The 23,028-nt window shown below is 66.9% G+C and carries 21 protein-coding genes and 1 tRNA gene; 7 read left to right on the plus strand and 15 right to left on the minus strand.

Features of this window, described 5'->3' with window-relative positions:
• Nucleotides 1-15: 15 nt before the first annotated feature.
• Together BKA03_RS11990 and hemE are read right to left on the minus strand one after the other, a co-directional pair.
• Nucleotides 16-1,314 carry a protoporphyrinogen/coproporphyrinogen oxidase gene (locus tag BKA03_RS11990; protein ID WP_062074148.1) on the minus strand — a complete coding sequence of 433 codons (1,299 nt, stop codon included), beginning with the start codon at nucleotides 1,312-1,314 and terminating at the stop codon, nucleotides 16-18.
• Nucleotides 1,304-2,383 carry a uroporphyrinogen decarboxylase gene (gene hemE / locus BKA03_RS11995; protein WP_062074149.1) on the minus strand — a complete coding sequence of 360 codons (1,080 nt, stop codon included), beginning with the start codon at nucleotides 2,381-2,383 and terminating at the stop codon, nucleotides 1,304-1,306. Before hemE ends, BKA03_RS11990 begins: the two co-directional genes overlap by 11 nt.
• 41 nt (nucleotides 2,384-2,424) lie before the next feature.
• Here hemE and BKA03_RS12000 point away from each other — a divergent pair, with 41 nt between their 5' ends.
• Nucleotides 2,425-3,717 carry a glutamyl-tRNA reductase gene (locus tag BKA03_RS12000; RefSeq protein ID WP_062074150.1) on the plus strand — a complete coding sequence of 431 codons (1,293 nt, stop codon included), beginning with the start codon at nucleotides 2,425-2,427 and terminating at the stop codon, nucleotides 3,715-3,717.
• 36 nt (nucleotides 3,718-3,753) lie between these two features.
• Here the strand turns inward: BKA03_RS12000 and phoH2 are convergent, their stop codons facing one another.
• Nucleotides 3,754-5,145 (minus strand): RNA 5'-3' helicase PhoH2, encoded by a 1,392-nt coding sequence (gene phoH2, locus BKA03_RS12005; RefSeq protein ID WP_083971122.1) that lies wholly within the window; start codon nucleotides 5,143-5,145, stop codon nucleotides 3,754-3,756.
• Nucleotides 5,146-5,313: 168 nt separating this feature from the next.
• Nucleotides 5,314-6,078, minus strand: a complete 765-nt coding sequence (locus BKA03_RS12010; RefSeq protein ID WP_062074152.1) for an isoprenyl transferase — start codon at nucleotides 6,076-6,078, stop codon at nucleotides 5,314-5,316.
• Between the two features lie 65 nt (nucleotides 6,079-6,143).
• On the opposite strand from BKA03_RS12010, the gene trhA reads away from it, so the two are divergent.
• From trhA to greA, 3 genes are all read left to right on the plus strand, one after another.
• Nucleotides 6,144-6,845: a PAQR family membrane homeostasis protein TrhA gene (gene trhA, locus BKA03_RS12015; protein ID WP_062074153.1), complete on the plus strand. Its 702-nt coding sequence runs from the start codon at nucleotides 6,144-6,146 to the stop codon at nucleotides 6,843-6,845.
• Between the two features lie 199 nt (nucleotides 6,846-7,044).
• Nucleotides 7,045-7,437: a DUF4307 domain-containing protein gene (locus BKA03_RS12020; RefSeq protein WP_062074154.1), complete on the plus strand. Its 393-nt coding sequence runs from the start codon at nucleotides 7,045-7,047 to the stop codon at nucleotides 7,435-7,437.
• A 65-nt stretch (nucleotides 7,438-7,502) separates the two neighbouring features.
• Nucleotides 7,503-7,982 (plus strand): transcription elongation factor GreA, encoded by a 480-nt coding sequence (gene greA, locus BKA03_RS12025; protein WP_062074155.1) that lies wholly within the window; start codon nucleotides 7,503-7,505, stop codon nucleotides 7,980-7,982.
• A 21-nt stretch (nucleotides 7,983-8,003) separates the two neighbouring features.
• Here greA and rlmC read toward each other — a convergent pair whose 3' ends face one another.
• The gene (rlmC, locus tag BKA03_RS12030) at nucleotides 8,004-9,158 is read right to left on the minus strand and encodes a 23S rRNA (uracil(747)-C(5))-methyltransferase RlmC (RefSeq protein WP_062074156.1); all 1,155 of its coding nucleotides are present in this window, start codon (nucleotides 9,156-9,158) and stop codon (nucleotides 8,004-8,006) included.
• Between the two features lie 25 nt (nucleotides 9,159-9,183).
• Nucleotides 9,184-10,443 carry an AI-2E family transporter gene (locus BKA03_RS12035; RefSeq protein WP_062074157.1) on the minus strand — a complete coding sequence of 420 codons (1,260 nt, stop codon included), beginning with the start codon at nucleotides 10,441-10,443 and terminating at the stop codon, nucleotides 9,184-9,186.
• A 70-nt stretch (nucleotides 10,444-10,513) separates the two neighbouring features.
• Here BKA03_RS12035 and msrA point away from each other — a divergent pair, with 70 nt between their 5' ends.
• On the plus strand, nucleotides 10,514-11,158 hold the full coding sequence (gene msrA / locus BKA03_RS12040; protein WP_062074158.1) for a peptide-methionine (S)-S-oxide reductase MsrA: 645 nt from the start codon (nucleotides 10,514-10,516) through the stop codon (nucleotides 11,156-11,158).
• Here msrA and BKA03_RS12045 read toward each other — a convergent pair.
• Nucleotides 11,149-12,138, minus strand: coding sequence for an acetylxylan esterase (locus BKA03_RS12045; protein WP_062074159.1), 990 nt, complete (start codon nucleotides 12,136-12,138; stop codon nucleotides 11,149-11,151). The genes msrA and BKA03_RS12045 overlap by 10 nt on opposite strands.
• 18 nt (nucleotides 12,139-12,156) lie before the next feature.
• The gene (locus tag BKA03_RS12050) at nucleotides 12,157-12,915 is read right to left on the minus strand and encodes a Bax inhibitor-1/YccA family protein (protein WP_062074160.1); all 759 of its coding nucleotides are present in this window, start codon (nucleotides 12,913-12,915) and stop codon (nucleotides 12,157-12,159) included.
• 201 nt (nucleotides 12,916-13,116) lie between these two features.
• Here BKA03_RS12050 and BKA03_RS12055 point away from each other — a divergent pair, with 201 nt between their 5' ends.
• Nucleotides 13,117-14,115 (plus strand): MDR family oxidoreductase, encoded by a 999-nt coding sequence (locus tag BKA03_RS12055; RefSeq protein ID WP_062074161.1) that lies wholly within the window; start codon nucleotides 13,117-13,119, stop codon nucleotides 14,113-14,115.
• A 47-nt stretch (nucleotides 14,116-14,162) separates the two neighbouring features.
• Here the strand turns inward: BKA03_RS12055 and BKA03_RS12060 are convergent.
• From BKA03_RS12060 to mfd, 7 genes are all read right to left on the minus strand, one after another.
• Nucleotides 14,163-14,236: transfer RNA gene (locus tag BKA03_RS12060), tRNA-Leu, on the minus strand.
• Between the two features lie 20 nt (nucleotides 14,237-14,256).
• Nucleotides 14,257-15,210: a Ppx/GppA phosphatase family protein gene (locus BKA03_RS12065; RefSeq protein WP_062074162.1), complete on the minus strand. Its 954-nt coding sequence runs from the start codon at nucleotides 15,208-15,210 to the stop codon at nucleotides 14,257-14,259.
• 79 nt (nucleotides 15,211-15,289) lie between these two features.
• The gene (locus tag BKA03_RS12070) at nucleotides 15,290-15,820 is read right to left on the minus strand and encodes a DUF501 domain-containing protein (protein ID WP_238579360.1); all 531 of its coding nucleotides are present in this window, start codon (nucleotides 15,818-15,820) and stop codon (nucleotides 15,290-15,292) included.
• Nucleotides 15,817-16,470, minus strand: coding sequence for an FtsB family cell division protein (locus BKA03_RS15375; RefSeq protein WP_083971124.1), 654 nt, complete (start codon nucleotides 16,468-16,470; stop codon nucleotides 15,817-15,819). The genes BKA03_RS12070 and BKA03_RS15375 overlap by 4 nt, the downstream gene beginning before the upstream one ends.
• A 154-nt stretch (nucleotides 16,471-16,624) precedes the next feature.
• Nucleotides 16,625-17,908, minus strand: a complete 1,284-nt coding sequence (eno, locus tag BKA03_RS12080; RefSeq protein WP_062074163.1) for a phosphopyruvate hydratase — start codon at nucleotides 17,906-17,908, stop codon at nucleotides 16,625-16,627.
• Nucleotides 17,909-18,066: 158 nt separating this feature from the next.
• On the minus strand, nucleotides 18,067-18,765 hold the full coding sequence (locus tag BKA03_RS12085) for a hypothetical protein (protein ID WP_062074164.1): 699 nt from the start codon (nucleotides 18,763-18,765) through the stop codon (nucleotides 18,067-18,069).
• Nucleotides 18,766-18,770: 5 nt separating this feature from the next.
• Nucleotides 18,771-22,286: a transcription-repair coupling factor gene (mfd, locus tag BKA03_RS12090; protein WP_238579361.1), complete on the minus strand. Its 3,516-nt coding sequence runs from the start codon at nucleotides 22,284-22,286 to the stop codon at nucleotides 18,771-18,773.
• Between the two features lie 97 nt (nucleotides 22,287-22,383).
• Here mfd and BKA03_RS12095 point away from each other — a divergent pair, with 97 nt between their 5' ends.
• A complete protein-coding gene (locus BKA03_RS12095; protein ID WP_062074166.1) occupies nucleotides 22,384-23,025 on the plus strand; it encodes a hypothetical protein in 642 nt (213 codons plus the stop codon).
• Nucleotides 23,026-23,028 lie beyond the last annotated feature (3 nt).

Here is a 23,028-nt window from a genome sequence, read left to right on the forward strand (position 1 = left end):
AATCGGGCAGTGCCGTCAGGAGAAATCGGAGGCCGCATCGGCCGCGACAATTGCGGCCAATCCACTCAACCCCGCAGCGGATCCCACGAGGTGGACCCCCTTCATCGGCTGACGGGAGGCAACCGATGCGGGGCTCGCGTCCGGCCACTCGCGCGACGCAATGCCGACGACGTCCTCGTCCGTGAGTCTCACGCCGAGCAACAGCGCGGCGTCCACCACCGCATGGTCGGTGACGCCCTCTCCCGGTGTCACCGCATAAGACAGCCTGACCACGTGACGACCGGGAGGCAGCATGGCCGCAAGCCACGGCCACTTGGCGCTCGCATGGGTGAGGGCCTTGGCGCGGGTCACCCCTGGGCGCACGAGCACTCCGGTGCCGCGGGGCGCCGCGTCGAGCGCGGGGGCGTCGACCACCATGATGACGATGGCCACGTGGCGCGCCTCCTCTGGCTCCTCGTTAAGGAGGCGCACGGCGACGTGGCGGGGCACTGCCAGCACGACGCCGTCGGCATCGAGAGGCCCCTCGCTCGTGGAGAGTCGCCACCCGGCGCCGCTGACCGCACGCTCCACGCCCGTGACCTCCACGCCGGTGCGAAGTACCGCGCCCCTGCGCTCCGCGTCGGCAGCCACGGCTCGAGCCAAGACGGACACTCCCCCAACGATCCCCCTCACGGCCGAGCCGGGGGCGCCCAGGGAGCGGCGGCTCCGCGCCGCACGGATCAGCCCGCCCCGCTCGCGCACGTCCGCGGCCAGACCGGGAGCGATCGCGTCGAGCCGCAGGTCGTCGAGCGGTCGCGAATAGACGCCAGACATCACCGGCGCGAGAAGCCGATCGGCGGCTCGCCTGCCCAAGCGGGCCGCCGCGAGCGAGCCCACGGTGGCGTCGTCGCCAATGCTCCCCGTGGGCAACACGAGGTCCGCGCACGCGCGCATGGCGCCCCACCACCCGAGCACGCGTCGCACGTCGGCCGCGAGGGGTCGCAGGGGGATCCCGAGCCAACCGGTAGCAGGAAGCGGGTAGGCGCGGCCGGGAGAGATCACCCACGCAGGGGACGTCGTCGGCTCGGCGACAAGATCCCCTAGCCCGAGCTCCTCGCACAGCCTTTGAACAACATCACCCCTAGTAGCGAAGGACTCGGCCCCCGCGTCGAGCGTGAGGCCGGCAACGTCGACGCTGCTCACCCGGCCTCCAAGCGCGTCGTCGCGCTCGAGCAGCGTGACCGCATGCCCGGCCCCCGCAAGCCTGCGAGCCGCCAAGAGGCCCGCGATGCCGCCGCCGATCACGACCCACGTGCGGCCCGTCCTAGAGGCCATGAACCAGGTCTACGATCCGGGTCAACACCTCGGGATCGGTGTCCGGTGGAACCCCGTGGCCCAGGTTGACAACGTGAGAGGGCGCGGCGAGGCCTCGACGCACCACGTCCCGCACATGCGCCTCAATCGCCTCCCACGGAGCACCCAGGACCGCGGGGTCGATGTTGCCTTGCAGGGGCACGCCCGGAAGACGCCTCGCCGCCTCGTCCAAGGGCACGGTCACGTCGATGCCCATCGCCGTTGCCCCCGCCTCCTTCATGTCCTCAAGCAGGTGACCCGTGTGGGTGCCGAAGTGGATGCGGGGCACCTCAAGGTCGCCGACATGCGAGAACACCCGCGCGGTCGCGGGTGCGCAGCGCGCAACATAGCGATCACGCGGGACGGATCCCACCCAGGAGTCGAAGAGTTGCACCGCGCTCGCTCCAGCGAGAACCTGCGCCCTGAGGAACAGGCCCGCCGCGTCCGCGGCCCAATTCATGAGCGCGTCCCACGTCTCGGGGTCCGCGATCATGAGGCGCCTCGCCTCCAGGTGGTCGCGCGAGGGGCCGCCGTCAACCATGTATGCCGCCAACGTGAACGGCGCACCCGCGAACCCGATGAGGGGCGTCTCCCCGAGCAACCCCAGCGATGCCGAGACCGCTTGTCTCACGACGTCAAGCGAGCGGTCAAAGCCTCCGCGGTCCGCGGCGGAGCCGAGCGAAGGGAGCGCCGCGACATCGGCGGCCGTCCGCACCGGCGACGCAAACACCGGGCCGACGCCCGGCTTGATCGTCACATCAACCCCCGCGAGCAGCAGGGGAACAACGATGTCGCTGAAGAGAATGCCCGCATCCACTCCGTGCCGACGCACGGGCTGCGCCGTGATCTCGGCGACAAGAGCGGGGTCGAGGCACGCCTCGAGCATTGTGGTGCCCTTGCGCGCCTCCCGATACTCGGGAAGCGAACGACCCGCCTGGCGCATGAACCACACGGGGGTGCGCTCGGGGCGGTCACCCCGCAAGGCGCGAACCAGGGGTGACGCCGACGCACTGCCCGCTACGAGCGGATGACCGTTGGGAAGAAGAACCATGCGTTGATTCTCCCCCACTCCCGGCGTGTAAGAATTGCCGAATGGCACTACTGTCCCTCGTGGCGAGCCACCACAACAAAGACTTGAATACCCTGGAGCAACTGAGCGTCGGCTCTGATCGCCTGGGGAACACGGTCATTGGCTCCACTGTGACCGGTGCCGTGGTCCTGCCCACGTGTAACCGCTTCGAGTTGTACCTCGATGTGACCGACCCCGTCGCTGCTCGCGCGGAGGTGGTCTCCGCCCTGTCTTCCATGACATCTCTCGAGGCGGACGCCATCGACGCCGCTCTCTTGGCCTACGAGGGCGACGACGCAGTGGAACACCTCATGTCGGTGTCCTCCGGACTCGAGTCGATGGTGGTGGGCGAACGCGAAATCTCGGGCCAGGTGCGCCGCGCCCACATCGACGCGCGTGAGGCGGGCCACCTGTCGCCCGCGCTTGATCGCCTCTTCCAGTCGGCGCTACGCACGTCGCGCGTTGTCGCCTCGTCCACGGGCCTGGGAACCTCCGGCCGGTCGGTCATGTCCGTCGCCTTCGACCTCGCCGACGCTACCGTCACGTGGCGCGGGGCGAACGCACTCGTCGTGGGCACCGGCGCACTCGCGGACACGGGGATCGGCGTGTTGCGCGGTCGCGGTGCGCGCGTCACCGGCGTGTACTCGCCCTCCGGGCGCGGGGGCGAGATCGCGGCCCGTCACGACCTTGAGGTGGTGACGGCCGAGGACCTCGTGGAGGCGCTCGAAGAGGCCGACGTGGTGCTCGCCTGCTCCGGCGGCGAGTCGATCGTGCTGACGCCCTCGCTCGTGGCTCAGGCGATGAGTTCGCGCGGACACTCGTTGACGCTCATCGACTTGGCGCTTCATCGCGACGTTGCGGCCGGCGTGGAACTGCTGCGTGGCGTCAATGTGGTGCGACTTGAGGACGTGAAGTTCCACGCCCCCGGGGAATCGATGGCGGCGCTCGAGACTGCCCGCGCCATCGTCGCCCACGCCGTTGCCCGTTTCGCGACCGACGAATCCGGTCGCTCGGTCGACCCCGCCATCGTCGCCTTGCGCGAGCACGTGTTTGGCTTGCTTGAACGGGAGGTGGCGCGAGTGAGGCCCGGTCCGGGCGCCGATCCATCGATCTCCGCCCAGGCGACCGCAACCGAGGCCGCCCTGCGGCACTTTGCCAAGGCGCTACTCCACACTCCCACGGTGCGGGCGAAAGAGATGGCGGAGTCGGGCCATACCGACGAATACCTGAGCGCGATCAATACCCTCTACGGGCTCGACGTGGCCGTGCCAGACGACTGCTGCCCCGCCGGGGAGATCGACTCTCCCAGCGCGTGACGCCACGGCGGTCCGAGCCTTAGAGATCCGAGCCTTCTACAGATCCAGACGCTCGAGCATGTCCGTCACGAGCGCGGCCACCGCGGAACGCTCGGAGCGTTCCAGGGTCACGTGCGCGAAAAGCGGGTGGCCCTTGAGCGCCTCGATCACCGCGGCGACTCCGTCGTGGCGGCCCACCCTTAGGTTGTCGCGCTGCGCCACATCGTGGGTAAGGATGACGCGCGAACCCTGGCCGATGCGGCTGAGCATCGTGAGCAAGACGTTTCGCTCGAGCGACTGCGCCTCGTCGACGATCACGAACGCGTCGTGGAGCGAGCGCCCGCGAATGTGTGTGAGCGGCAAAACCTCGAGCAGTCCCCTGGCCATGACCTCCTCGACCACCGTCGCCGAGACCACGGAACCCAAGGTGTCAAACACCGCCTGGGCCCACGGGTTCATCTTCTCGGACTCGGAACCAGGCAGGTAGCCGAGGTCCTGACCGCCCACCGCGTAGAGCGGGCGGAAGACCATGATCTTCTTGTGCTGGCGACGTTCCAAGACGGCCTCCAGGCCCGCACATAATGCGAGCGCCGACTTGCCCGTCCCTGCGCGTCCCCCCATCGACACGATTCCGATCGATTCGTCGAGGAGCAGGTCGAGGGCGATGCGCTGCTCGGCGGAACGCCCGTGCAGGCCGAACGCCTCGAGGTCGCCGCGCACCAAGCGAACGGCACCGGCGTCCGAGACTCGCCCGAGTGCCGAGCCGCGCGGAGAGTGGATGACCAGCCCGGTGTGAATCGGCAGCGACGCAAGGTCCTCGCCGCAATCGTCCGCTGCCGATGCGGCGATCAACTCGTTGTCCCACAACTGTGACATCTGGTCGTCGCCCAAGTGGATCTCGCGCATGCCCGTCCATCCGGACTCGACGGCAAGTTCCGCGCGGTATTCTTCCGCGTCGATGCCGAGGGCCGATGCCTTGACGCGCATCGGCAGGTCCTTGGAAACCACCGTGACCGCATGGCCCTCGGCGCGCAGGTTCGCCGCAACGGCAAGGATGCGCGTGTCGTTGTCCCCCAGCCGGAATCCGCTCGGGAGCACGTCCTGGTCCGTGTGGTTCAGTTCGACGCGAAGGGTTCCACCCGCCTCATTGGCAGGGATGGGCTGGGAAAGTGTGCCGTGCTGAACCCGCAAATCATCGAGCGCCCGTAGTGCGGAGCGGGCAAAATAGCCCAGCTCGGGATGGTGACGCTTGGCCTCAAGCTCGGTGACCACCACCACGGGAAGCACCACTGCATGCTCGGCGAAGCGTTTGAGTGCCCGCGGATCCGAGAGGAGCACGGACGTGTCGAGCACGAAGGTGCGTACGGCGGTGTCGATCGCTGAATCGGTGACTCTGAGAGGACGAGTGTCGGTCACGGATGCTCCAGGCGGTGTCGGGCCGTAGGGCATTCACCGCCCTACGGCGATGTGTCAGGTGGGCCCCTCTTGGGACCCCACGGTGTCTACCACCCTTCGGACGCTACGCCGAGGGCGACCACGGCTCGGCGCAACACGCCGCCATTCACCATGTCGAAATCCACGCCCCCGCGCCCGGGCGTGCCGCCTGGAACGGGCCGCTTAGCGTCCGTGCCTACGCTCGCGCTGCGCGTAACTGCGAAGCGCCCTCAAGAAGTCGACCCTGCGAAAGTCGGGCCAATAGGCGTCGCAAAAGTAGAACTCCGTGTGCGCGCTTTGCCACAACAGGAAGCCGCCGAGTCGCTGTTCGCCCGATGTGCGGATGACCAGGTCGGGATCCGGCTGCCCCTTCGTGTACAGGTGCTCCGCGATGTCCTCCACGGTGAAGCCCTCGGTTACTTGCTCAAGCGATTGGCCCTGGGCGATTCCTGCCAACAGGTACGCGCGCACGGCCGCGGCGATCTCGTGCCTACCGCCGTAACCCACGGCCACGTTGACGTGCAGCGCGGTCGCCTTCGACGTGGATTCCACGGCGGCATTGAGGCGCAGCCCCACCCATTCTGGAAGCAACGATGCGTCGCCGACATGCTGGAGCCGCCATCGGCCGTCACGAGCGAGCTCCTCGATGGAGTCGCAAATGATCTCGAGGAGCGCCCCAAGCTCGATCGGATCCCTTTCGAGATTGTCCGTCGACAGCATCCACAGGGTGACCACCTGGACGCCGCTCTCTTGAGACCACTCGAGAACCTCGGTGATCTTGTCCGCTCCCCTGCGGTGCCCGTGGGCGGTGGTCGCCCCACTCAGCTTCGCCCAGCGACGATTCCCATCGAGAATCACGCCGATGTGACATGGGGCGGGGCCCCTTACCTTGAGATCGCGCGCAAGCACCGTCTCGTACGCGCGGTAGAGCGCGCTACGCATCCCCATGTTCGACCTCCGAGGACGATGCTACGGCTCCCGCCGCCGCCGCAAACCTACGGTATCGTAGGTACATGGACGACACAGCGGTTCCCGAGGCCTCAACTGCCTCCTCCAACGAGGAAAACTGGCCAACAATTGGCAAGCCGTTGTTGCGCGGCTGGCTCCACCTCGGTGCAGCGCCACTTGTGCTGATCGCCGGCATGGTCCTCATGGTTTTCGCCCCGACGCTCGCGGGCAGGGTCTCGTCGGGCGTCTTCGCCCTCACGTCCGTCATGCTCTTTGGCACCTCCGCCGTCTATCACCGAGGGACATGGTCGCCCAAAGCGCAGGCCGTGCTGCGGCGAATGGACCACGCCAATATCTTCCTCATCATTGCGGGAACGTATACGCCGCTCGTAGTGATCCTCCTCCAGGGGAAAATGCGTGTCTTCGTGCTCGTGCTCGTGTGGGTCGGAGCCATCTTCGGGATGCTCTTCAGGATCCTGTGGCTCAACGCGCCGCGATGGATGTACGTGCCGCTCTACGTCGCAATGGGCTGGGTCGCCATCGGCTACATCAAGCCGTTCTATTACGCGGGCGGGCCCGCCGTCGTGTGGCTGATCGCCGCTGGGGGCCTCTGCTACACGGTCGGCGCCATCATCTATGGCTTCAAGTGGCCCGGCCCCTCAGCGCGCTATTTCGGCTTTCACGAGATCTTCCACTCACTCACCATCGTCGGTTTCGCGTGCCACTACATCGCCACCGCCATCGCGGTCTTCAGCGTTCACCCCTGACGCAGGGCGCGCCGCAGAGGCGGACGCCTGTGCGCGATTGGCGGCCTCGAAACGCACCTTTCGCAGGTGCTTATTGAGCGAGCGGGACAACAGAATGACCGCAAGTGCCAACGCAAACGTCGCGACAAACGCAGGCCACCCGGGACCAATATCGTAATAGTTCGGACTCATAGCTCCTCCGGGACTATCCTGCCTCACGATGACCATTGACGTTTCCGCTGAGGACGAGGCCGACTCCAGGCCTCGGCTTTCTGCGCGCGCATGGTGGGCGGTGAGCGCGGGATTGGCGGTTTTGATCGCCTTATCGTCGTGGTGGGGCTGGACCGTCGCTCATCAACCAGTGCGATGGCAGGACGTCGGCTTCAAGATCATCTCCCCCACGCAGGCCCGCGTCACATATGACGTCTTCCTCTACTCCGAGTCGCCAGTGACGTGCCACCTGAGGGCACTCAACACGCGCTACGACGAGGTGGGAGTCGCCACGCAGCACATCGATCCTGCCGCGGGGAAGGCTCAACGCCTCACGGTAACGCTTGCCACGACCGAAGAAGCGACCACCGCGGTGGTGCATTATTGCGAGGCGAGCTCGTAGGACGTTTTGGTCGAGTGCCAGGGCATTCGTTATCCTGGGATATTCCACGGCAAAGGATGTGAAGCATGACGGACCAGACCTGGCTTACTCAGGAGGCCTTCGACCGCCTGCAGCAAGAATATGAACACCTCACTGGAGAGGGCCGCACGGCCATCGCCAAGGAGATCGACGAGCGCCGCCAAGAGGGTGACCTCAAGGAAAACGGCGGCTATCACGCCGCACGCGAGGAGCAGGGCAAGCAAGAGGCCCGCATCCAGCAGTTGCGCGCCTTGCTCGAAAGCGCGCACGTGGGGGAGGCCTCCGCGAGCGACGGCACCGTCCAGTCCGGCTCCGTGGTCACCGCAACCGTCGCGGGCAAGCAGATGCGCTTCCTCGTCGGTTCCCGTGAGGTTGCGGGCGGAACCGACATCGACGTGTTTAGCGCCCAATCGCCTCTTGGCAACGCGTTGCTCGGCAAAAGGGTGGGCGATTCGACGTCCTACACGGCGCCGAACGGCAACGCGGTCGCCATCGAGGTGCTCGCGGTGGAGGCCTTCACGGGCTAACGCCCAATCAAGCTAAGGCCTTCACACCCTTTCGAGTAGGACCACGGCCTCGTAGTGTTCCGTGTGCGGGAACATGTCGAGGAGCCGCCCTCTCACGGGAGCCAGAGACGGCATCGCCCCCAAGTCCTTGGCGAGCGTCACCGCGTTGCAGCTCGAGTAGACGACCCTCCGGACGCCGCTCGACTCGATCCACTCGGCAAGTTCGGGCCCAATTCCCCTGCGCGGCGGGTTGACGATCACGACGTCGGGGGCGGGCCTGCCGCGCACCCAAGCGGTCGCGTCGGCGGCCTCGAAGGCGGCCTCGAGCGCGCCCGGCTGACCCGCATCGGCCATTTCCCGAGCGCTGCGCCGCGCCGCGATGACGGCCTGTTCCGCCGACTCCACCCCCACGATCGTCCTGCCTTCGCGCACGCAATGGAGCGCGAAGCCTCCCACCCCGCAATACAGATCCCACACCGTCGTCGCTGCGCCCTCGTCAACCCAACCGGCGACAAGCGCATACAGCCTGCGCGCGATGTCGGTATTGGTCTGGAGAAAGCTCTGTGGGCGAGCGTGCAGCGTGACTCGACCCATGTCCATGCGCAGCGTGTCGAGTTCGGTCAGCACGATCTCCTGCTGACCCTCGAGAGCGGCCTTGTGTTCTGGAAGGACGTTGAGGGTCACGACGACGAGGCGAGGCAGCCTGTCGAGTAGCCACGGCAAGTGCTTGCGCAGCCGGGCCAGGGACTCGGTAGACCGCGTGACGAATCGCGCCATGAGTTCGCCGCCCGGCGAGACCGTGACGATGATGTGCTTGAGTTCTCCCTTTCGGGCGGGAATGTCATAAGGCTCGAGACGCGCCACCGTGATGAACTCCGCGAGTATGGGGAACGCCCGCGCGAGATCGGTGCCGTAGAGCGGGCACAGGCGCAAGTCGACCCCACGATCGTCCGCATCGAGAATGCCCACCGTCGGGTCGTCAACGGTGCCGCCGACCACCATCTTGGCCTTAGAGCGAAACCCCGACTCCGCGCTCACCATCGGTTCGAGCCACACGGTGTGTGAGGAGTCTCCTGGCCTCGCCGCCGCGACCAGAGCTTCGAGCCGACGCTGTTTGGTTTCCACCTGAGCGAGGTGCGGCGTCTTGATCAAGGTGCAGGAGCGGCAACGGCCTTCGTCGTAGTAGCGACAATCCACTTCGGTGACCAGGCGGCGCGGCGCGCTAGCGCCGGCGCTTGCGGACGCGGATTTGCGAGGTGGTGACGCGCGCCGTCGCCTTACGTATCGCATCCATGGATTTCTCGGCCAGGAGCGGTATCGAGCCGGTGAGCGTCCTTTCGCCATCGCGGTTGAGGATGTACTCCGCATGGAGTCCGCGCCCGAATGCCACCGAGAACGCGAGAATCGGCACGGCGATCACCGCGCCCGCCAGACCCGCAAGCAGAGTCCCCGACGAGACCGCCACGAGGATCGCCATGGGGTGCACCGAGGCCGCCTTGCCGAAGAGCCACGGATAGAGGATGCTTCCCTCCGTCTGCTGGACGAAGAGCACGACGCCTACCATCAGCAGCGCAGTGACCCAGCCTCCGTCCACAAGGCCTACAAGCACCGCGACGGCACCCGAGATGCTCGCACCAAACATCGGGATAAAGCTGAAGAGAAACACCATGATCCCAATGGGCAGCGCGAGCGGCAGCCCCAGCAATTGTGCGCCTAGGCCGATGCCCACGGCGTCGACCAGTGCCACGAAAGCGGAGGTCTGGGTATAGCGCCCCAACGTGGTCCACCCAGCCCGGCCGGCCCTGTCCATGCTCTTGCGCATGCGGCGCGGGGCCAGGCGCACAAAGAACTCCCACATTTGAGAGCCATCGCGCAAGAAGAAGAACAGCGAAATGAGGGCGAGGACCACGCCCGCCACGAGCGCACCGACCGTGCTTGTCACGCTCACCGCACTCGACGCAAGGCCCCAGGCGTGGTCGCGCACCGTCGTCATGATCTGGGCCACACCGGTGTTGATCTGGTCGCTCGACACGTGCAGAGGCCCGGCGACGAGCCAGTTGACTAACGTGTCGAAGCCGCGCGAGGCGGAGGTCTTCAGCGAGTCGAAGCCGCTCACGACCGAGGTGCCCACCGCGGTGGCCAAGCCGACAACCGCAAAGAACAACAGCAGCACCGTCAATGCGGCGCCAAGCGTCCGTGGAACCTTGAGCCTGTGCAGGAAACTCACGAATCGTTCAAGAGGAGCCGCGATGAGAAGCGCGATGACGAGGGGCAAGACCACGGGGCTCAGGAGCGCGAGCACATTGCCGATCGCGATGAGCACGACCCCCACGACGATGAGTCGCCACGCCCACGCCGCAGCAACTCGCAGCGGCTCCGGGACCTCGGAGGCGACGTCCGCGGGCGCCGCCGGTTTTAGGGGCTCTTCGACCCCGTTGGACACGCCCGCTTGGTCGCCGGTGATCTCTTCGCTGCCTGCCATGCTCAGAGCGTATCGCGGGCACGGAACACTTACGGGTGTGGCCAGCGTTAAGCAACCGGAGGTGTCACGAATGCTCGGAGTAGACAAGACCCAGATGGTTTCGCAAGAGACGGCGATGAAGGGACGCGACTCGGCGCTTGAGGTCGCGGACGTGCACCAGGTGCTCGACCGACCGCTCGCGGGGCCTTGGCCGGCCGGGATGGAAGTGCTCTACGTTGGCATGGGCTGCTTCTGGGGATCCGAGAGGATCTTCTGGCAGATCGACGGCGTGTACTCGACCGCCGCGGGGTACATGGGAGGTTGGACCAAGAACCCCACGTATGAAGAGACATGCACCTCCCGCACGGGTCACACCGAGACCGTGCAAGTGGTTTACGACCCTGCCAAGGTGTCGCTCGAGACGCTGCTGGCCGCGTTCTGGGAGAACCACGACCCGACGACTCCCAACCGCCAAGGCGGAGACATCGGCACCCAATACCGCAGCGCGATCTTCGCGACGACGCACGGGCAGTTGGTGGCCGCCGGCGCCTCACGCGATGTGTATCAGGCCAAGCTCACCGAGAAGGGCTTCGGCACCATCTCCACCCAGATCGCCTCAGTGGCGGACGCCGGTGATGGGATCTTCTACTACGCGGAGGACTACCACCAGCAGTACCTGTTCAAGAACCCGGGCGGGTATTGCCACCACGGATTCTGCCAGGTCAGTTACGCGTAACCAAGCACCTCGGACATGAAGGCGAGTTGGAGCGCGAGTTGGTGCGCGCCGCCCCCTTCGTGTCCGTTGTACGGGTACACGGTCACCTCCTTTGGCACCCCTCCGGCACGTTCGCCGTAGCGGTTGTATGCGGCGAAGCACGTCGACGGCGGGCAGACGTCATCCATGAGCGCGATCGACCACAGAGCGGGCGCGGTGGCCCGCTTTGAAAAGTTGACGCCATCCACGTAGCTGAGCGTGCGGAACACCTGCTCCGTGACGTCCCTGTGCACCGAAAGGTACTGGCGAATCTCCGGGTACGGCATCGTGTCCGCCATGGACACCGCGCGCTCGAAGTAGCAGAGGAACGGAACGTCGGGCATCACGGCAATAAGGTCGGGCACGAGACCCGCGACGCCGAGCGTCACGCCGCCCCCTTGAGAGCCGCCCTTGAACGCGACCCGTGACGCATCGACGCCCGGGAGCGCGCGCGCCGTGTCGACCGCGAGAACGGCATCGGTGATGACGCGCCTGAAGTAGTAGTCCTCGGGGTCGAGAATTCCCCTGGTCATGTAGCCGGGCAGGGCCGCCGTCGACCCGACGGGGTCAGGGGTATCGCCGCCAGAGCCCCAGGCGCTTCCCTGTCCGCGCGTATCGAGGATCATGTACGCGTATCCCGCCGAGGGCCACAGGGTGTGCTCTATCGGCAGGCCGCGCCCGCCGCCATAGCCCGTGATCTCGACGATGCAGGGCAACTGCTCCGTCGCGCCCGCAGGCCTGGCGTACCACGCCTTAATCGGATGCCCGCCGAAGCCAGGGAACGTCACGTCGAAGACGTCGACGTGGTTCAGCCCTGTCTCGACGGGAACGACCTCGACGTCCCCCGCGGCCGCGCGCGCCTCGGCAAGCGTCCGTTTCCAAAACGTGTCAAAGTCGGCGGGCTCCGCAACATCGGGAGCGAAACGACGAAGCTGGTCGAGCGGGAGATCTACGTGGGCCATCCGATCATTGTGGCACCGCTAGCGCCGCAGGTAGCTCATCATGCGGAGCATCTCAAGGTAGATCCAGATGATGGCAAAGACCAGCCCATAGGCGGCCGTCCATTCCCACTGGGCGGGAAGTCCGTTGCGCACGCCGTTCGCCACAAAGTCGAAGTCGGAGATCAGCATGAATGCGCCGACCGTGATCGCGAAAAGGGAGAGGATCAGGCCCAGGTTCACGCCCGTCCCGCCGATCTGGACATCACGCATGTTGAAGCCACCGAACGAGACCATGGCCACGTTGATCAGCGAGAAGATGACGTAAGCGGGCGCCGCGATCATCAGGAACCTGTTGACCTTGGCCATGTTGCGGATGCGACCGGAGCGGTAGACGAACAGCGACACGGCGAACACGACGGCGGTGCCGATGAGCGACTGCAGGATGATCCCGCCGTAGGACGCCTCGTAGTAGACCGAGATGCCACCGACCGCTCCGCCGTAGACGGCAATCGTGGTCGCCATCAGTGCGGGCTTGGGGCCTTTGCGCGTGGTGAACATCACGATAAGCGCGAGAACAAAGCCGACGATCATGAGCGGCATCGCGAGCGATGGCATGAGTAGCCCAACGAGCACGGCCGATGCCACCGCGAGCAGGAAGAGCGAGGCGGCCTTGGCGATCGTGCCGTCGTACGTCATCCTGCCGTCGATCGGAGTGAATCCGGGAGCCGACGGGGTCTCGAAACCAGCGGGGGACCCCTGCTGGAAGGACTTTGAATTGCGAAAGACGGGATTGGCCACGTTTTCCTCCTCAGGAGCGCTCTAGGAAGTCTAACGAGCGCCGACGGCCGTCCGTGCCCCCGGAGTGATCCACATGACCTATCGTCGAGATTGGTGTGGCGGGGCGCCCCGTCGCAGACCGGAGTTTGGGTGCGGCCGAGGACCACGTGCCACTGCCAGCGACCTGAAGACATCTTCGGTCCTCACGGAAAGGGCATCCGCATGACTTCGTTCCCCGCTTGGGTCATCCGCAAAGAGGATGGCAAGAACGCGGCCATTCTCGAGCAGGTGGCCGACAGCATGCTCGACGATCTCGATACGACCGTGCGTGTCTTGTTCTCGGGGATCAACTACAAGGACGCCCTCGCCCTCCACGGTCGCCCCGGCGTGGTACGTCGCACCCCACTCATCGCGGGCATCGACCTTGTGGGTGAGGTGGTCGCGTCGACGCACAGCCGCTGGGCAGCAGGCGACATCGTCACCCTCAACGGAGCGGGCCTCGGCGAGGACCTCAACGGCGGCCTTGCGGGACTGGCGCACGTGAAGGGCGACGACCTCATCGCCGTCCCCGACACCTTCACCCCCACCCAGGCCGCCGCGATCGGCACCGCAGGCTTCACCGCCGCGCTCAGCCTGCTTGCACTCGAACGCAATGGCCTCGAGCCCGAGTGCGGCCCCGTGCTCGTCACCGGCGCAGGCGGCGGGGTCGGCAGCATCGCCATCGCGCTGCTGAGCAGGGCGGGCTACGAGGTGGTCGCCGCCACAGGAAGGGCCGATGCCTTGGGCGGCCGGCTCATCGCGCTCGGCGCGGCCGAGGTCATCGACAGGGCTTCCCTCGAGTCCCCCGGCAGGCCGCTCGGCACGCAACGGTGGTCCGGAGTGATCGACAGCGTCGGCGGCACCATCCTCGCCAATGCGCTCGCGAGCCTCAACGCGGGCGGCGTGGCCGCCACATGCGGGCTCGCGGCAGGAGCGGACTTGCCCACGACCGTGTTGCCGTTCATCCTTCGCGGCATCACCCTGGCCGGAATCGACTCGGTCCACACGGCGCCCGCGCTTCGCCACGACGCATGGGAACTCCTCGCGAACGACCTCGACCCACAACTCGTCGACGCCGTGACCCGCATCGTCGATCTCGCCGATGCTCAAGACGCCGCTGCGGAGCTCCTCGAAGGTCGCGGTACCGGGCGCACCGTCGTCGCGATTGCCCCCGAGCACTAGCAGCGTCGGGCGCGAGAGAGCCCGAACTGCACACCTGGCGCCTCACGTGCCCCCGGCGGGATTTGAACCCGCACTGTGCCGATTTTAAGTCGGCTGCCTCTGCCAGTTGGGCTACGGGGGCTGGGACGTGAGCGACCGGCGCTAGCCGAGGCGCTCCGCCGCGGAGAACGCGATCCCATCCAGGATGTCGTGCTCGCTCGTCACGACGCTGGGTAACTCGCCGCCCGCGTCGTGGACCGCCGTGCGCACGCGCCCCATGAGCGTGTGCCACACGAGCGCCCCCGCGCCGATGACGTCGACGCGTCCGGCATGCATGAAGCCGAGCGACGCGCGCGAGGACCGGGTCGCGTGAAGCAGTTCGTCGCAAGCCTGCATGGCCGCGTCGATCGGAAGCACGGAGCCGTTGATCCTGTCGCGGTCATAGGAGTGCAGGCCAAGGGCGTGCGCGGTGACCGTGGTGATCGAGCCTGCGAGGCCCACCAGGGTCCGCGTGCGCTCGACAGGGACTCCCTCGAATGCCGCATCGATTGCGGCGTGGATGTCCTTGACCGCCGCCGCGATCTCGTCCGTTTCCGGCGGGTCGCTGACGAGGTGGCGCTCGGTCATCCGCACGCAGCCCACGTTCATCGAGTGGGAGGCCTCTGGGCCGTCGGTGCCAAGGACGACCTCCGTCGAGCCGCCGCCAAGATCAACCACGAGGTAGGGGGCGTCGTGGCTAGCATCGAGCACCGAGGTGGCTCCCCTGAAGCTCAGGCGGGCCTCCTCGTCGCCCGTGATGACCTCTGGGGTCACCCCAAGCCGTTCCCGCACGCCCTCCAGGAACACGTCCCTGTTGCTCGCGTCGCGAGTGGCCGACGTGGCGACGAAGCGCGTCGCCTCGACCCCGAGCTCGCGACACTGGGCCGCGTACGCGTCCACGGCCGCAAACGTCCGCTCCAGCGCATCGGCGGCGAACTCGCCGGTCTGGTCGACGCCCTGCCCAAGCCGCACGACCGTCATGGTGCGCACCAAATCGGCAAGACGCCCGTCCGTCACATCGGCGACGAGCAAACGGATGGAGTTGGTGCCACAGTCGATGGCGGCTACGCGTGTCATGACACCACCCTAGTAGCGCCGGTCCCGGCCCCCTGGCGGCGTCGAAGCGCGGCGCTCACGAGTCTGCGGACTCGGCTGCTCACTCGTCTGCAGACGCCGAAGCGGCGCCGCGCGTAGAGGGCGTCTCGCACGTGCACCTGTCGGGCCGCCACGTCGTCGCGATCAGGGCCAGTGCCTCGTCACCCAGCGGGTTCACTCCCGGGCCCGCCGCGAGGGCGTAACCCACGAGCACATGCAGGCACTTGACGCGGTCAGGCATTCCGCCCGCCGAAATGCCGTGGATTTCCTCCACGTCCTCGATCGCGTATCGCTCCTCCAGGTAGCGCTCGTGCGCCGCGCGATACGCCGCCGCAAGTGCCTCGTCGTCACCGAGTCGCGACTGGAACTCGCGCATCGTGCCCGTCGCCTCAAGCGTCGAAGTGGCCGCAACGGCGCCCGGATGCGTGAGGTAGTAGAGGGTCGGGAAGGGCGTGCCGTCGGGCAGCCGCGGGGCCGTCTTCGCGACGGTCGGGTTGCCGCACACGCATCGCGCCGCCACGGCCACCACGCCCCTGGGCACACGCCCCAATTGGGCATGCAGGGTCTCGATGTCCTCGGGGGCGACGCTCACCCGCCCAATTCTACGTTCGGCAGCGGTGCGACCACTGCGGGTGGGCTCACGGCCACCGCGGGCCCTTGAGAGGGCGCCTGGGATGAGGGCTCGGCACCAGCAGCCTCGACGGAGGCCCACATGCGATCGAACCAGGGCTGTCCGGTCGTCACGTCGCTGTTCGCCGCCGCGTCGACCGAGCCTGCCGCGGCAGGGCGCGCAACCTCCGGATCGACCACGCGATAAGGGGTCTCGCCCGGATACACGTAGGCGAGGCGTTCGCGGGCCTGCGCCACCACAAAGGCCGGGTCCTGCCAGCGAGCCAACTGGGCGTTTAGGTCGTCCACCTGCGCCTTAGCGGCATCGCGTTCTGCGACCAGGGCGGAGTTGCTGGCCTGCTGCTCGTTGTACACGCGGACCGACGGCCAGACGAGGGCAAAAGCGAGCCCCAGCACCCCCGCGAGCACCAGCGTGCGCCACGACAGAACCGCAGCCCACGAGCCTCTCACCGGCGCTGGCGCGACGGCTGGACGCGGCTTAGCAGTCGAGCTCGATGACGCCGACGCACCCGGTCGAGCAGGGGGGCCGACGCGCGTCACGCCCGAGCGCGGGGTACGCGCGGAGCCGCGCGCGGTCGCGCGGGGAGCTCCTGGGCGCGTGGGTGCAGACATGTGCCCATTGTCTAGTGGCTCCCCTCCCGCAGCCGGGTGACTCGCCCAGAGCGACCCGTCTTGCCGCACGAGTCGTGCCCCACAACGACGGATCCGCCGCACCCCAGGGGGTACGGCGGATCCGATGAAGCGAGTGGTGACTACTTGACTCTGCCTACTTACCGTAGCGACGGGGGAACGCAGACTTGCCCGCGTAAACCGCGGCGTCGTCCAGTTCTTCCTCGATGCGCATGAGCTGGTTGTACTTGTTGATGCGCTCGCCACGGGCGGGGGCGCCCGTCTTGATCTGGCCGCAGTTGTACGCGACGGCGAGGTCGGCGATCGTGACGTCTTCGGTCTCACCCGAGCGGTGCGACACCATCGCGGTGTAGCCCGCGCGCTGCGCCATCTGCACGGCGTCCGAAGTTTCGGACAGCGTGCCGATCTGGTTGAGCTTGACGAGCAGTGCGTTGGCGGCGCCCTCCTGGATGCCCCTTGCGAGACGGACAGGGTTGGTGACGAACAGGTCGTCTCCGACGATCTGCGTCTTGTCGCCGATGAGCGTGACGAGCTCCGACCACGAGCTCCACTCGTCCTCGGACAGCGGGTCCTCGATCGAGACCAGCGGGTAGTCGTTGACGAGGCCCTCGTAGAAGGCGATCATCTCGGCGGGCGTCTTCTGACCGCCCTCCCACTGGTAGGCGCCGTCCTTGAAGAACTCGGTGGCGGCAACGTCGAGCGCGAGCGCGACATCGTCGCCGGGGGTGAAGCCGGCCTTTTCGATGGCAACAAGGATGAGGTCGAGCGCCTCACGGTTGGAGCCGAGGTTCGGAGCAAAGCCACCCTCGTCGCCAAGACCGGTGCCCAGGCCGCGCTCCTTGAGCACGGACTTGAGCGTGTGGTAGACCTCGGCACCCATGCGGAGCGCCTCGCGGAACGACGTGGCGCCAACGGGGGCGATCATGAATTCCTGGATGTCGACGTTCGAGTCGGCGTGCGACCCACCGTTGAGGATGTTCATCATCGGGACGGGAAGGATGTGGGCGTTCGGGCCGCCAACGTACTTGAAGAGCGCAAGGTCGGCGCTGTCCGCAGCGGCCTTCGCGACGGCAATCGACACACCGAGGATCGCGTTCGCGCCCAGCTTGCCCTTGTTGTGGGTGCCGTCCAGGTCGATCATGATCTGGTCGATGAGGCGCTGCTCGCTGGCCTCGAGGCCGACGACCTCGGGGGCAATCTCGTCGATGACGGCGTCAACGGCCTGCTGGACACCCTTGCCCATGTAGCGGCCCTTGTCGCCATCACGGCGCTCGACTGCCTCGAATGCTCCGGTGGATGCGCCGGAGGGAACAGCGGCACGAGCAAACGTACCGTCGTCCAGCGCTACCTCTACCTCAACTGTGGGGTTGCCGCGCGAGTCAAGAATTTCGCGGGCGCCGACGGCCTCAATGCTGGCCATGTTGCTCCTTATTTTGTGCCGCTTGAGCGGACATGGATGGGTTCCACTGTGAGTCTATCGAGACCCACGAAGTCGCGCCGGGCCACAGGGCCTAGGCACGTTTCTCACATCGCAACGCTCCCAACGCGCACAGCGCACTCACACTCGACTCGCTGGGCTCAAGGTGTGGGAGAGGGGGATGCGGGTGCCGGAGAGGCGTTCACGGGCGCGGGGCTCGCGGTGGGGCTCGCGGTGGGGCTGGGCGAGGGAAGTCCCGCGCCGACCATCCACCCGCGTTGGGCGTTCCCGTTGAAGCCGGACAGATCCTTGAAGACCAGGTAGACCATATCGCCGTATTGACCTTGGTCATTCTGATACCGCTTTGCCACAATGTCGAAGCTGTTGGCGAACTGAACCACAGTGAAGTGCCCGTATACAGGGTTGGCCTCGGCGTTGGCCTCAATCGACTCGACGGCCGTCTTGATGGCCGCCTTTCCGCTTGTGGTGAGCAGGAGCGCATGGAGAACCCGCACCGTTCGCACGACTTCCATCATGTCCGGCGTGGGGGAGACCACCTTCGCCTTGCTCGCGGACATCCACGTTTGCGCCTCGGCCGAGATCTGCTTGTCGTCAAAGACGATGCCCTGCGTCGCGGCTTCCTTGTCAAGCGCGGGCCGCAACAGCAGCAGCGTGAGCGCGGCGCCAGGGTCATTGGGGTATCCCATGTCGTCCTGCGCGGTGCCCCAGGCCGCAACCTGCGCGGTCGTGATGGTGGCACCGTCGTAGATGGCTGCGGTACCCGGGTGAGCTGGCTGGCCAGTCACCGCACAGGCACTGAGGGTCAAGACGGCAAGGAGTGCGGTGGCAAAGCGCTTCATAACGGTCATACTACCGGCGCCAGAGACGCCACTTTCAGCACCTCACGCACCCAATCGAGCAACGCCAGGCCCTCGATCGGTTGACCGCCTATGCGCGCAGTCGTCGGTGCGGTGACGAGGATTTGCCTCACGGCGGGCTTGATGAGGGTCCCCGGATAGAGCCTGGCAACGCGCATCGCGGCGGAGTCCGGGAGCGCGACGGGCGCCAACCTCACGTATTTGCCCTGGGAAACCACCTCGGTGACCCCCGCGGCACGCAGGTCGAGCCGGAGCCTCGCCACGGAGAAGAGGTTGCCGACCTGCTCGGGGAATGGCCCGTACCGGTCGGACAACTCGTCCTCGATGCGCGCGAACTCCTCCTCCGTGTCGGCATCGGCGATCTTCCGATAGGCCTCGAGGCGCAAGCGCTCGTGTTCGATGTAATCGGTGGGAATATGCGCGTCGATCGGCAAGTCGATCGTGATCGGGGGATGCCCCTCGGGCTCTCCCCTGAAGCCCGCCACGGCCTCGCCGACCATCCGGATGTAGAGGTCGAAGCCGACACCTTCGATGTGCCCAGACTGCTCGCCGCCAAGCAAGTTGCCCGCGCCACGAATCTCGAGGTCCTTGAGCGCGACGGCCATACCCGAACCGAGGTCGGTGTTGGCCGCGATGGTTTGCAGGCGGTCATGGGCGGTCTCGGTCAGCGTCTTGTCCGGCGGGTAGAGGAAGTACGCATAGGCGCGCTCCCTCGCGCGCCCGACGCGACCGCGCAACTGGTGCAATTGGGACAGGCCAAAGGTGTCCGCGCGCTCAACGACAAGGGTGTTGGCGTTGGGGATGTCGAGGCCCGTCTCCACGATCGTGGTGCACACCAAGACGTCGTAGCGCTTGTCGTAGTAGTCGACGATGACGCGCTCGAGTTCCTTCTCTCCCATTTGCCCGTGTGCGACGGCAACTCGGGCCTCCGGAACAAGTTCGGAGATCTTCATGGCCGCGCGATTGATCGTCTTGACCGAGTTGTGAATGTAGAACACCTGGCCGTCGCGCATGAGCTCGCGACGCACAGCCGCGGCCACTTGGGCGTCCTCGTGCGGGCCCACATACGTGAGGATCGGGTGCCGCTCCTCGGGCGGCGTGGCCAGCGTCGACATTTCCCTGATGCCGGTCACCGCGAGCTCTAGCGTGCGGGGAATCGGCGTCGCCGACATCGCGAGTACATCCACGTCGGTGCGCATCGCCTTGAGCGTCTCCTTGTGCTCGACGCCGAAGCGCTGCTCCTCGTCGATGATCACCAGGCCGAGCTTCTTGAAGCGCACGGAGCCCGTGATGAGGCGATGGGTGCCAATGACCAGGTCGACCGTTCCCTCCGACAACCCCTCGATGACCTCCTTCGCCTCCTTGTCCGTCTGGAAGCGCGACAGCGCCGCCACCTTGACTGGGAAGGGGGCGAAGCGCTCGGTGAAGGTGTCGACATGCTGCTTCACCAGGAGGGTGGTGGGGCACAGGATCGCGACCTGAGTGCCGTCTTGAATGGCCTTAAAGGCGGCGCGCACGGCAATCTCCGTCTTTCCGAAGCCGACGTCGCCACACACGAGCCTGTCCATCGGGACGGGCTTCTCCATGTCGGCCTTGACCTCGTCGATCGTGGTGAGTTGATCCGGAGTCTCGACGTAGGCGAATGCCTCCTCGAGCTCGCGCTGCCACGGAGTGTCCTGCCCGAACTCGCGTCCCTTGGTCGCCATGCGCGCGGAGTACAGGCGAATGAGCTCCGCCGCGATCTCCTTGACGGCCTTGCGCGCACGGCCCTTGGTCTTGGTCCAGTCGGCGCCGCCCATCTTGTTGACGGCGGGCGCCTCGCCGCCCACGTACTTGGTGACAAGGTCGAGCTGATCCGTGGGAACCGACAGCTTGTCCGCGGGGCCCCCACGCTTGCTTGGCGCGTATTCGATGACCAGGTATTCGCGCTCGACGCCGCGCACCGTGCGCTTCATGAGCTCAACGAAGCGTCCGACGCCGTGACTTTCGTGGACCACGTGGTCACCAGGGCTCAGTTGGAGCGGGTCGACGACGTTGCGCCTGCGGCTCGGGACCTTGACCTTGGGCCCAGCCGTCGATGCGGCGCGGCCCGTGAGGTCCGTCTCGTGGAGCACGAGGATGCGCTCCTCCTCGAGCGAGAAGCCGACTCCCGTGACGCCCGGCACGACGTCGACGACGCCCCGCTCCCCTTCCGCGTCTAACGCGTCGACCACCCTGCACGGCACGCCGGCGTCCCGGCACTGCTCCGCGATGCGCTGAGCGGAACCGGCGCCTGCGGCGGCGATGATGACGCGCCAACCCAGCGAGGTCGAGACGCGCGCGTGATCGAGAGCGGCTCCCGGCCGGCCCTTAAAGGACTCAATTTCGCCGATGCCTGCCGCTTGAGCGTCCTCCGCACCAAAGGGGCCGATCGTTTCCCAGTTGAGGCCGGCGACGTCTATCGCTTCTTTGAGCTCAGGGAGGGTGAGGAAACCGCCTCTTGCGAGAGGGCTGTCGGCCGCGGCCTCGGCTACCGCGCCGAGGTCGACGGGAGCGTCCGCGCCCGCAGTCGCCCCCACCCAAGCGGCCGCCAAAAACTCCTGCGCCGTGTGCTGGAGGTCCTCGGCCCTGCGTTCGAGACGCTGGGGCTCGAGCGCCACCACTGTCGTGCCTCGCGGCATGAGTTCCACGAGCGACGCGAGTCGGTCAACGAGGACGGGAAGCAGGCTTTCCATTCCCTCAACCGCGTTTCCCGCGGCCACGCGCGCCAGCAGGTCGGCGGCTGCGGGGAACACGGCCATCATTGACGATGCGCGGCTGCGCACATCGTCGGTGAGCAGCAGTTCCCTGCACGGTGGCGCCCACAGTCGGTCGACGTCGGCAAGAGAGCGCTGGTCGGCCACCGAGAACAACCGCAGCGACTCGACCTCGTCGCCAAAGAACTCGATGCGGGTGGGGTGTGCATCGGTGGGAGCAAAGACGTCGACGATCCCGCCGCGCACGGCAAACTCGCCGCGGCGTTCCACCATGTCGACGCGCGTGTACGCGGCCGCGGCGAGCAACCGCGTGAGGTCCTCGAGGTCACGCTGGTCTCCGCGCTCGACGCGCACGGGTTCGAGGTCGGCCAGGCCTGGTGCGAGCGGCTGTAGCGCGGCGCGCAGCGGGGCGATGACGATCCGCGGCGCGGCCAGCCCGGTTTCGCGCGCTGCTTCGGCAGGGTGCGTCACGCGGCGCAGGGTCGCGAGGCGCCTGGCCACGGTGTCGGAGCGCGGGCTCAATCGCTCGTGGGGAAGCGTCTCCCAACTGGGGAAGACCGCAATCTCGGCGGGATCGAGGTACGCATTCAATGCCGACTCGAGCGCCTCTGCGTCGTTGCCCGTCGCCGTCAAGACGAGAGTCAGGGAGTCTCCCGCCCGCGCGGCCAGCACGGGAGCGGCAGCCGCCGACGGGGCGATGAGGTGCGCCGCATCGGCGGGGATGGTGGTGCGCACGTGCCCAAGCAGGGACGCGAGGGGACGGGACACGGGGGCCTCCAGGGCATGCCAAAGAACCGGATTTCCGGCATGTCCATCCTAAGCGGCCGCCGAGACAGGTCCGCGTGCTCATCCCTAGGCTTGGGGGGTGACGGAGCGCGAAGATTTGCAGGGCCTTGCCCCCGCCCTGCCGGCCGAACTGATCGGCAGGGCGGAGTGGGATGGCATGTCGATCGACGGCGCCGACCTTTCGGGCGTGAACGCCTCACGAGTGCACCTCATCGAATGCGCGATGACCCGCTGTCACGCGGACACGCTTGAGCTCCCTGGGCTCGTCGCGGCCGAGGTCTACGTGGGGGCTTTCTCCGCGGGGACGTGGCGCCTCAAGGACAGCGAGTGGCGCGACGCCACGTGGGCCGACATTCGCGTCGGCGCCCTCATGGCCGACAATTCCTCGATGGTCGACGTCACCATCCGCGGCTCCAAGATCGACCTCTTTTCACTCCGGGGCGCGAAGGTCAAGCATCTGACACTTACCGACTGCCGCGTCGGCACTCTCGACATCTCGATGTCAAAGATCGACGAACTCACGATGAGCGGAGGGACCGTCGGCGAGCTCCTCACGGATGACGCGCGCATGAAGCGAGTCGACGTGTCCGAAACCGAGGTGCACGCAGTGGGCCATCCTGGCTCGCTGCGCGGACTCGTGGTGTCGCCCGCCCAGATGATCGACATGGCCGAGGCGCTCGCCACTCACCTTGGCATCGTGGTGCGCACCGCCGACGACTGACCG

The sequence above is a fragment of the Demequina lutea genome, from assembly GCF_013409005.1.
GTDB classification, from domain to species: Bacteria; Actinomycetota; Actinomycetes; order Actinomycetales; family Demequinaceae; genus Demequina; species Demequina lutea.

Excerpts from the sequence above, each read along its gene's own strand:
- BKA03_RS12000 (WP_062074150.1), top strand. The coding sequence starts at position 2,425 with ATGGCACTACTGTCCCTCGTGGCGAGCCACCACAACAAAGACTTGAAT.
- msrA (WP_062074158.1), top strand. The coding sequence starts at position 10,514 with ATGCTCGGAGTAGACAAGACCCAGATGGTTTCGCAAGAGACGGCGATG.
- hemE (WP_062074149.1), bottom strand. The coding sequence starts at position 2,383 with ATGGTTCTTCTTCCCAACGGTCATCCGCTCGTAGCGGGCAGTGCGTCG.
- BKA03_RS12045 (WP_062074159.1), bottom strand. The coding sequence starts at position 12,138 with ATGGCCCACGTAGATCTCCCGCTCGACCAGCTTCGTCGTTTCGCTCCC.
- phoH2 (WP_083971122.1), bottom strand. The coding sequence starts at position 5,145 with ATGCCCTACGGCCCGACACCGCCTGGAGCATCCGTGACCGACACTCGT.
- trhA (WP_062074153.1), top strand. The coding sequence starts at position 6,144 with ATGGACGACACAGCGGTTCCCGAGGCCTCAACTGCCTCCTCCAACGAG.
- BKA03_RS15375 (WP_083971124.1), bottom strand. The coding sequence starts at position 16,470 with ATGTCTGCACCCACGCGCCCAGGAGCTCCCCGCGCGACCGCGCGCGGC.
- BKA03_RS12055 (WP_062074161.1), top strand. The coding sequence starts at position 13,117 with ATGACTTCGTTCCCCGCTTGGGTCATCCGCAAAGAGGATGGCAAGAAC.
- BKA03_RS12085 (WP_062074164.1), bottom strand. The coding sequence starts at position 18,765 with ATGAAGCGCTTTGCCACCGCACTCCTTGCCGTCTTGACCCTCAGTGCC.
- BKA03_RS11990 (WP_062074148.1), bottom strand. The coding sequence starts at position 1,314 with ATGGCCTCTAGGACGGGCCGCACGTGGGTCGTGATCGGCGGCGGCATC.
- eno (WP_062074163.1), bottom strand. The coding sequence starts at position 17,908 with ATGGCCAGCATTGAGGCCGTCGGCGCCCGCGAAATTCTTGACTCGCGC.
- BKA03_RS12065 (WP_062074162.1), bottom strand. The coding sequence starts at position 15,210 with ATGACACGCGTAGCCGCCATCGACTGTGGCACCAACTCCATCCGTTTG.
- greA (WP_062074155.1), top strand. The coding sequence starts at position 7,503 with ATGACGGACCAGACCTGGCTTACTCAGGAGGCCTTCGACCGCCTGCAG.
- BKA03_RS12010 (WP_062074152.1), bottom strand. The coding sequence starts at position 6,078 with ATGGGGATGCGTAGCGCGCTCTACCGCGCGTACGAGACGGTGCTTGCG.
- BKA03_RS12020 (WP_062074154.1), top strand. The coding sequence starts at position 7,045 with ATGACCATTGACGTTTCCGCTGAGGACGAGGCCGACTCCAGGCCTCGG.
- BKA03_RS12035 (WP_062074157.1), bottom strand. The coding sequence starts at position 10,443 with ATGGCAGGCAGCGAAGAGATCACCGGCGACCAAGCGGGCGTGTCCAAC.